The organism is Rhodobaculum claviforme, assembly GCF_016653255.1.
GTDB lineage: Bacteria > Pseudomonadota > Alphaproteobacteria > Rhodobacterales > Rhodobacteraceae > Rhodobaculum > Rhodobaculum claviforme.
In genome coordinates, this window is sequence record NZ_NHSD01000216.1 from 1 (window position 1) to 8495 (window position 8495).

At 70.8% G+C, this 8495-nt stretch carries 9 protein-coding genes; 6 read left to right on the plus strand and 3 right to left on the minus strand.

The window, feature by feature from the left end:
- The first annotated feature begins 142 nt into the window (after positions 1-142).
- Positions 143-478 (plus strand): heme NO-binding domain-containing protein, encoded by a 336-nt coding sequence (locus CCR87_RS07575; RefSeq protein WP_242511909.1) that lies wholly within the window; start codon positions 143-145, stop codon positions 476-478.
- Complete coding sequence (locus CCR87_RS07580) at positions 475-1455, plus strand: GGDEF domain-containing protein (RefSeq protein WP_201156945.1); 981 nt, start codon at positions 475-477, stop codon at positions 1453-1455. Before CCR87_RS07575 ends, CCR87_RS07580 begins: the two co-directional genes overlap by 4 nt.
- 2 nt (positions 1456-1457) lie before the next feature.
- Here CCR87_RS07580 and copM read toward each other — a convergent pair whose 3' ends face one another.
- The 3 genes from copM to CCR87_RS07595 are packed head-to-tail and all read right to left on the minus strand — an operon-like array spanning position 1458 to position 5919.
- Positions 1458-1841, minus strand: a complete 384-nt coding sequence (gene copM / locus CCR87_RS07585; RefSeq protein WP_201156946.1) for a CopM family metallochaperone — start codon at positions 1839-1841, stop codon at positions 1458-1460.
- Between the two features lie 56 nt (positions 1842-1897).
- Positions 1898-3004 (minus strand): pyridoxal phosphate-dependent aminotransferase, encoded by a 1107-nt coding sequence (locus CCR87_RS07590; protein ID WP_201156947.1) that lies wholly within the window; start codon positions 3002-3004, stop codon positions 1898-1900.
- Positions 3001-5919 carry a valine--tRNA ligase gene (locus CCR87_RS07595; protein WP_201156948.1) on the minus strand — a complete coding sequence of 973 codons (2919 nt, stop codon included), beginning with the start codon at positions 5917-5919 and terminating at the stop codon, positions 3001-3003. The genes CCR87_RS07590 and CCR87_RS07595 overlap by 4 nt, the downstream gene beginning before the upstream one ends.
- 124 nt (positions 5920-6043) lie before the next feature.
- Here CCR87_RS07595 and CCR87_RS07600 point away from each other — a divergent pair, with 124 nt between their 5' ends.
- Genes CCR87_RS07600 through CCR87_RS07615 form a run of 4 tightly spaced genes read left to right on the plus strand, consistent with a single transcriptional unit; the run spans position 6044 to position 8432 of the window.
- Entirely contained in the window at positions 6044-6601 is a 558-nt protein-coding gene (locus tag CCR87_RS07600; protein ID WP_201156949.1) for a NifU family protein, read from the plus strand.
- Positions 6591-7211, plus strand: a complete 621-nt coding sequence (tsaB, locus tag CCR87_RS07605) for a tRNA (adenosine(37)-N6)-threonylcarbamoyltransferase complex dimerization subunit type 1 TsaB (RefSeq protein WP_201156950.1) — start codon at positions 6591-6593, stop codon at positions 7209-7211. The genes CCR87_RS07600 and tsaB overlap by 11 nt, the downstream gene beginning before the upstream one ends.
- Positions 7212-7215: 4 nt before the next feature.
- Positions 7216-7617 carry a GNAT family N-acetyltransferase gene (locus CCR87_RS07610; RefSeq protein ID WP_201156951.1) on the plus strand — a complete coding sequence of 134 codons (402 nt, stop codon included), beginning with the start codon at positions 7216-7218 and terminating at the stop codon, positions 7615-7617.
- Entirely contained in the window at positions 7614-8432 is an 819-nt protein-coding gene (locus CCR87_RS07615; RefSeq protein WP_201156952.1) for a purine-nucleoside phosphorylase, read from the plus strand. Before CCR87_RS07610 ends, CCR87_RS07615 begins: the two co-directional genes overlap by 4 nt.
- Positions 8433-8495: the final 63 nt, after the last annotated feature.

Consider the following 8495-nt stretch of genomic DNA (forward strand, 5'->3'; position numbering starts at 1 on the left):
CCGCGGCCCCGGGGGCGCGCGCTCTGACTCTTGGCGGTCAGCGCGCGCCCCCGGGGCCGCTCCGTTGCGCGACACCTCGTAAGACTGGATGTCGCCTTAGCTCGTAAGACTGGGTGTCGCTTGACACCAGGGGCTGCGGCGGTTGCTGCGCTTCGGCGGGGTGGAGTTCCTCGACTTCCTGCACTCGCTCGACGATCTGCCGGGGCGATGTCGGCTGGCGGTGCCCGACCTCGACATGCCCCAGCTGGAGCTGGAGGAGAGCGGGAGCGGGCGCTGCGTGCTGACGGTGCGCGGGCCGTGGCCGCAGTACGGGCCGGTGATGGTGGGGGTGCTGCGTGCGATGGCCGACGACTATGGGGCGCTGGTCCTGCTGGAGGTGATCTCCCCGGCCCGGGACGGCGCGGCGCGCATCGCCATCGACCTGTTCGACCCCTGTCACACCCCCGGGCGGCAGTTCGATCTGTCGGCAGGCGGATGACCGCGCCGCCCCTTTCGCTTGGCGCTGACGCGCTGGCGCGGCTGATGCCGCTGTATCTGCATGTGGCGCTGTCGGGGCAGATCGTCGGCGCGGGTCCGACGCTGACCAAGATGATCCCCGACGGCGGCCCCGTCGGGCGCCCGCTGCTGGAGGTTTTCACCCTGCAACGCCCGCGCGGGATCACCGGCGCGGCGGATCTGGCGCGAATCGACGGGGCGCGCCTGCGCCTGAGCCTGCGGGCCCCGCCGAACACCGCCTTCAAGGGGCTGGCGGTGCCGCTGGCGCTGGCGGGAGGCTGGCTGGTGAACCTGTCCTTCGGCATCGGGCTGGCGGATGCGGTGCGCGCCCATCACCTGACCGACGGCGATTTCGCCGCCACGGACCTGACGGTCGAGATGCTCTATCTGATCGAGGCGAAGTCCGCAGTGCTGGAGGAGTTGCGCCGCCTGAACCTGCGGCTGCAGAATGCCAAGGTCACCGCCGAGGAAGAGGCGCTGACCGACAGCCTGACCGGCCTGCGCAACCGCCGGGGTCTGGAGCGGGCGCTGGAGGGGCTGTCGGGATTGGCCACGCCCTTCGGGCTGATGCAGATCGATCTCGATTTCTTCAAGCGCGTCAACGACACGCTCGGCCATGCGGCTGGCGACGCGGTGCTTGCCCGGGTGGGGGCGATCCTGCGCACCGAAACCCGCGGCGGCGACACCGTCGCCCGCATCGGGGGGGATGAATTCGTCGTGCTGATGCCCGGCATGCATGACGCCGACCGACTGGAGGAGGTCGCGCAGCGGATCCTGTCCCGGCTGGAGGAGCCGCAGTCCCACGACGGCGCGGTCTGCCAGATCTCGGCCAGCATCGGCACCCTGGTCGCCCCGGCAGGCGCCGACCCCACCCCCCTGCTGGAGGACGCCGACCGCGCCCTCTATGCCGCCAAGCGGGCGGGCCGCAGCCGGGTCGTCCGCGTCCCGGCCGCCGGGTGACCTCAGTGGCCGCGCTCGGCCAGCCAGGCGCGCATCTGGGCGATCTCCGCTTCCTGCGCCGCGATCACCGCGCGTGCGAGGGCGGCCACCTCCGGGTCGCTGCCGTGTTCCAGGACGATGCGGGCCATGTCCACCGCGCCCTCGTGGTGCGGGATCATCCCGCGCAGGAAATCCACATCCGCATCCCCGGTGAACGCCATGTTCATCCCGGCATGCATACGGTCGTTGGCCGCACGATAGGCGCGGGTCGCGGCCGTATCGTCGGCACCATGACCGTGCGCATGCTGCGCCGTTGCATGGCCGTGCGGGCCGAACTGCCAGACACCGACCGCCGCCACCGACAAGGCCAGCGCCACCACCACACCAAGTGCCCTCGACATCCGCATGTCCTCCCTCCGGATCCAGTGGGCGGCATGCCACCTTCCCGCCACCGGAGGGGAAATCACCGTTGCGTGAGCGCCGCCGCCAGCGCCTGCGGCAGAACTTCGGCAAAGACATCGAGGTCAGGCGGGCGCCCCACGCTGACCCGGATGCAGCGGTCCAGCGGCGCCACCCCGGGCATGCGCACGAACACGTCCCGCGCGATCAGTTCCCGCAACACGGCGCGGGCAAAGTCCCCGTCGCGTCCGCAGTCGATCGCCACGAAGTTCGTCGCCGACGGCAGCGCGGCCAACCCGTTCTCGGCCGCGATGGCAGCCAGCCGCGCGCGGCCCTCGGCCACCTGCGTCACGACCTGCGCCAGCCAGCCGGTGTCGTGCAGTGCCGCCAGCGCCCCGGCCTGCGACATGCGGGTCATGCCGAAGTGGTTGCGGATGCGGTCAAAAGCCGCCACCAGCCCCGGCGCCGCGATCGCATAGCCGACGCGGGCCCCGGCCAGCCCGTGCGCCTTGGAGAACGTGCGCAGGCGGATCACCCGGGGGTCGTCCGCGTTGATCTCGGGGATCGCACCCGCGGGGGCAAAGTCGGCATAGGCCTCGTCCAGCACCAGCAGCGTGCCGTCCGGCACACGGTCCAGCATCGCCTCGATCACCGCAGCGGGGTGCCAGGAGGCCATCGGATTGTCGGGGTTGGACAGGTACAGAAGCTTTGCCCCCGGCGCGGCGTGCAACAGCGCCTCGATATCCTCGTGCACGCCCGCAAAGGGAACCCGGACCAGGTCGCCGCCAAACCCCGCGACGTGATAGTTGAACGTCGGATAGGCCCCGGCCGACGTCACCACCCGGTCGCCGGGGGCCACAACCAGCCGCACCAGATTGCCCAGCAGCCCGTCAATCCCCTCGCCCACGGCAATATGCGCGGGCGTCACACCGTGGTGGGCGGCAAGGGCCGCGCGCAGGTCATGGCTCTCGCTGTCGCCATACATCCAGGCATCGGACGCGGCCGCGGCCATCGCGGCCACGGCCCGCGGAGAGGGGCCAAAGACGCTCTCGTTCGCGCCCAGCCGCGCGCGAAAGGTCCGCCCGGATGTGCGCTGCTGCGCCTCGGGACCGACGAAGGGCACGGTCGCCGGCAGCCCGGCCACAAGATCGGTCAGCCGCGCGCCGCTCATGCCATCTCCTCCAGCCTGCGCAACGCCTCGCGCAGGCGGGCCGCTTCCTCATCGACCTGGGCGAGGTTGTCGCGGGCCTCCTCCACCACCTCCGGCGGGGCGGAGGCGGTGAACTTCGGGTTCGACAACCGACCGCGCAGCCCGCCCGCCTCCTTTTCCAGCTTGGCCAGCGTCTTGCCAAGGCGCGCGGTCTCGGCGGCGATGTCGATCACCCCTTGCAGCGGCAGCGCAAAGCTCGCCCCCTCGAGCGCGACCGACAGCGCACCGCGCGGGGCCGTGGCGGCGGCGCCCTTCGCCTCGATCCGCGCCAGCCGCGCGATCAGGGCCGCGTTGCGCGCCAGTGCCGCGCGCGCGGCGTCGTCGGCGTCGATCTCCCACATCTCCAGATACGCGCCGGCGGGCACACGCATCTGCGCGCGGGCCGAGCGGATCTCCTCGATCAGGGTGATGACCCAGCGCATCTCGCGCTCGGCCTGCGGGTCCACGAGGGCCTCGTCCAGCCCCTCGGGCCACTCGGCGTGGACCAGCAGGCTGTCGCGACGGCCCGTCAGCGACCACAGCTCCTCGGTCACGAAGGGCATGAAGGGGTGCAGCAGGATCATGCAGCGATCCAGCACGAAGGCCATCGTGGCGCGGGTTTCCCCGGCCGTGTCGGGGTCGGCCAGCAGCGGCTTGGCGAATTCGACGTACCAGTCGCAGACCCGGCCCCAGACGAAGGCATAGAGCGCATTCGCCGCGTCGTTGAAGCGATAGGCGGTCAGCGCCGCGTCGACCTCGGCGCGGATGCGCCCGGTTTCGCCCAGGATCCAGCGGTTGGCGGTGGCGGTGGCCTGCGGCGGCGTGGTCTGGGTCGCGTGCCCCTCCCACACGCCGTTCATCTCGGCGAAGCGGCAGGCGTTCCACAGCTTGGTGCCGAAGTTGCGGTAGCCGGCGATGCGGTCCTTCGACAGCTTCAGGTCGCGCCCCATCGCGGCCATGGAGGTGAGCGTGAAGCGCACCGCATCCGCGCCGTAATCGTCGATCAGGTCCAGCGGGTCGAGGACGTTGCCCAGGCTCTTGGACATCTTCTTGCCCTTCTCGTCACGGACGAGGGCGTGGACATAGACGGTGTGGAATGGCTCCTTCTCCACCACCGCAAGCTGCATCATCATCATCCGGGCGACCCAGAAGAAGATGATATCAAAACCGGTGACGAGGACATCGGTGGGGAAGTATTTCTTCAGCTCGTCGGTGTCCTCGGGCCAGCCCAGCGTGCCGATGGGCCAGAGGCCGGAGGAGAACCACGTGTCGAGGACGTCGGGGTCGCGGATGAGAGGGACTAGTTTAACCCAGTCGGCGACATCCCCTGTTTCTGAGAAATCCGGCAACTCAACAAAGCCTTGAGAAGCAAGACCTCGGGACTTGTAGTATTGGTCTGCGAGCTTGGCGGCATCCTCGAACGTGGCCGCGCAAAACGCGACCGGATCATCGAAATCCCACTCCAATTCATGTGGCGGCGCGGATGAGTTCATGGGGTTCGGCCCATACCAGACCGGAATCTGGTGCCCCCACCACAGCTGTCGCGAGATGCACCAAGGCTCGATGTTCTCCAGCCAGTGAAAATAGACTTTCTCGTGCTGTTCCGGCAGGATACGTGTGCGTCCTTCGCGCACCGCATCAAGGGCAGGGTCGACGATCTTCTTCGTGTCCACGAACCACTGGTCGGTGAGGAACGGCTCCACCGCGACCTTGGAGCGGTCGCCGTGGGGGACGACGTGGCGGTCGGGGTCGATGCCGTCGAGCCAGCCCTCGGCGCGGGCGGTCTCCACGAGGGCGTCGCGGACCTCGTAGCGGTCGTGGGCGTCGAAGGCCTCGATGCAGACGGCCACGGCGCCCGCGTCGCAGCCCGCAGCAAAATCGGGGTTGTCGCGCAAGGCAATCGCGGCGCGGCGGTCCATGACATTGATGGCGCGCAGGCCGGTGCGTTGGCCCACCTCCCAGTCGTTGAAGTCGTGGGCGGGGGTCATCTTGACCGCGCCGGTGCCCTTTTCGGGGTCGGCGTAGCTGTCGGCCACGATCTTCAGGCGGCGGCCCACCAGCGGCAGGATCGCCTCCTTGCCCACGAGGTGCGCGTAGCGGGCATCGTCGGGGTGCACGGCGATGCCGGTGTCGCCCAGCATGGTTTCGGGACGGGTGGTGGCGACGACCAGATAATCACGCGTTTCCCAGGCTGTTGCGCGGCCTTCCTCATCCCACTCCACAGGATGCTCATAGGTCGCGCCGTCGGCGAGCGGGTAGCGCAGGCGCCACAGGTGGCCGTCGACCTCGGTCTGCTCGACCTCCAGATCGGAGATGGCGGTCTCGAAATGCGGGTCCCAGTTGACCAGCCGCTTGCCGCGGTAGATGGCGCCCTGGTTGTAGAGCTCCACGAACACCCGGATCACGGCGTCGTGGAAATTGCCCTCCTCGCCCGTGGGGGCGCCGGGGGCGCCGGACATGGTGAAGGCGTTGCGCGACCAGTCGCAGGACGCGCCCAGCCGCTGGAGCTGGCGTACGATGGTGCCGCCGGACTGGGCCTTCCATTCCCAGACCTTGGCCACGAACTCCTCGCGGGTGAAGTCGGAGCGGCGCTTGCCTGCCTTGGCCAGTTCGCGTTCGACGACCATTTGCGTCGCGATGCCGGCGTGGTCCTGGCCGGGCTGCCACAGCGTGTCGAAGCCGCGCATCCGGTGCCAGCGCACCAGGATGTCCTGCAGCGTGTTGTTGAACGCGTGCCCCATGTGCAGGCTGCCGGTGACGTTCGGCGGCGGGATCATGATGCAGAACGTCTCAGGCCGGCGCGCGGCGGCACCGGCGGCAAAGGCGTTGGCCGCGTCCCAGGTCGCGCTGATGCGGGCCTCGGCCTCGGCGGGCTGAAAGGTCTTGTCCATGGCCATGGCGGGCCCCTCCGGCAATGATCCTGCGCGCAGCGTCTAGCGCGCCCGGAGGCCGAGAGAAAGGCCCGCCGCTTGACGCATCCCCGCGTGAGGCGCATATCCCGAGTGAAACGGAGGGTCTTTCATGTTCATCCAGACCGAGTCCACGCCGAACCCGGCCACGCTCAAGTTCATCCCCGGCCAGGACGTGCTGGAGGTCGGCACCGCCGATTTCCCCAACCGCGAGGCCGCGCAGACCTCGCCACTGGCGCGCCGCATCTTTGCGGTGGAGGGGGTGACCGGGGTATTCCTGGGCCTTGATTTCGTTACCGTGACCAAGGCCGAGGGCGTCGAGTGGGCCCACGTCAAGCCCGCGATCATGGGCGCCATCCTGGAGCACTTCCAGTCCGGCGAGACGGCGGTGGAGGGCGGACCGTCCTCGGGCCACGCCGAGCATTCCGGCCCCGATGCGGCCATCGTGGTGCAGATCAAGGAGCTGCTCGACACCCGCGTGCGCCCCGCCGTGGCGCAGGACGGCGGCGACATCACCTTCCACGGGTTCGAGCGTGGGGTGGTCTATCTGCACATGCAGGGGGCCTGTGCGGGGTGTCCGTCGTCCACCCTGACGCTGAAGATGGGGATCGAGAACCTGCTGCGCCACTACATCCCCGAGGTGACCGAGGTGCGCCCCGTTGGCGTCTGACGCCACCCTGGGCTTCGACTGTTCCGGGGGCTGGTGCGCGGTCGCGGTGGTCACAGACGGCGTATGCCGGGCCATGCGCACCCACGAGGGCGCCACCGGACAGGCCGAGATCCTGATGCCGATGGCCGAGGCCGTGCTGGCCGATGCGGGGATGACCTGGGGTGATCTGGTGCAGATCGGGGTCGGGGTCGGCCCCGGCAACTTCACCGGATTGCGCATCGCGGTGGCGGCCGCGCGCGGACTGGCGCTGGCCCTTGGGGTGCCCGCAGTGGGTGTGCCGCTGGCGCAGGCCCGGCGTCTGGGCCTGCCGGGGGATGTGTGGGTGCTGGAGCGCGGACCGGCGGGACAGGTGATCGTCACGGCCCCCGCCGCCGCGCCGGTTCTGGTTCCGGAACAGGCGGTTGCGGCGCATGTCGGCGCCGCACCGGTGACGGGTTCGGCCGCACCCGCAGGCTGCACCGGCACGCTGTGGCCCGCCGCGGTTCCTCTGGCAGAGGCGGTCGCGCGGATCGCCGCAACCGACCGCACCGGCGCGCCGCCCGCGCCGCTGTACCTGCGCCCCCCCGACGCGGCGCCGAGCCGTGAGGCGGTGCCGGTCCTGCTGGACTGAGGCGGTGGACCCCGAAGCGCTCGCGCGGCTGCATGCCGCCGCCTTTGTCCATCCCCGCCCCTGGGATGCGGCCGAGTTCGCAGCCCTCCTGCGCCAGCCCCACAGCCTGCTGGAGGGGGCGGAGGATGGCTTTGTGCTGCTGCGCGTGCTGGCCGACGAGGCCGAGGTTCTGACGCTCGCCGTCGCCCCCCACGCACGCCGCAGGGGGCTTGCGACGGGGTTGCTGGCGCGGGCAATGGCCCGGGCCGCCGACCATGGCGCGCGCGCGGCGTTTCTGGAGGTCGCCGCCGGCAACGCCGCCGCCCGCGCGCTCTATGCCCGCGCGGGATTCGAACAGGTGGGACTGCGGGCGGGGTACTATGGCGGCGAGGATGCGCTGGTGTTGCACCGAAGGCTGGCGCCGTGACCCCCGAGGCGGTCGCGGACCATATCCGGGCACGGACCGGGCCTGCGCCGATCGAGGTGGCGATCGTCCTCGGCTCGGGCCTGTCGGGGCTGTGCGACGCGGTGACGGGGGCTGCGTCCCTGCCCTATGCCACGCTGCCGGGGTTTCCCATGCCCGGCGTCTCGGGGCACGCGGGGCAGCTGGTGGTCGGCCAGCTGGGCGGGCGCCGCGTCGCGGCCCTTGCCGGGCGCGCGCATTACTACGAGAGCGGGCGCCCCGACGCCATGCGGGTGGCGCTGGAGGTGGTGCGCGCGCTGGGGGTGGGCACGGTCGTCCTGACCAACGCGGCCGGCGCGCTGCGGGCCGATCTGCGCCCGGGCGGGGTGATGCTGATCGCCGATCACATCGGGCTCTGGGCGCCGAACCCGCTGGTGGGCAACCCCTCCGACACCGGATTCGTGGACATGGGCGCGGCCTATGATCCGGCCCTGCGTGCCGCGCTGGCAGCCGCCGCGGAGGCCGAGGGGATCGCCCTGCCGCAAGGGGTGTACGCCTGGTGTTCCGGCCCGTCCTTCGAGACCCCTGCCGAGATCCGCGCGCTGCGACACCTTGGCGCCGATGCGGTGGGGATGTCGACGGTCCCCGAGGTCATCCTCGCGCGCCATCTGGGGCTGCGGGTGGCCGGGCTGTCGATCATCACCAACATGGCAGCAGGACTGTCGGACGTGCCGCTCAGCCACGCGCAGACGCAGGCCGTGGCCCCCACCGGTGGTGCCCTGGTGCAACGGATCCTGACGCGCTGGCTGGCCGGGGGCGCCCCGGCAACCGCCCCGTGACCCGCCGGGGCTGCGGTCTCGCCCCGGATGTCTACCCTCCGCCCCTGGCCCCCTGTGTCAGGA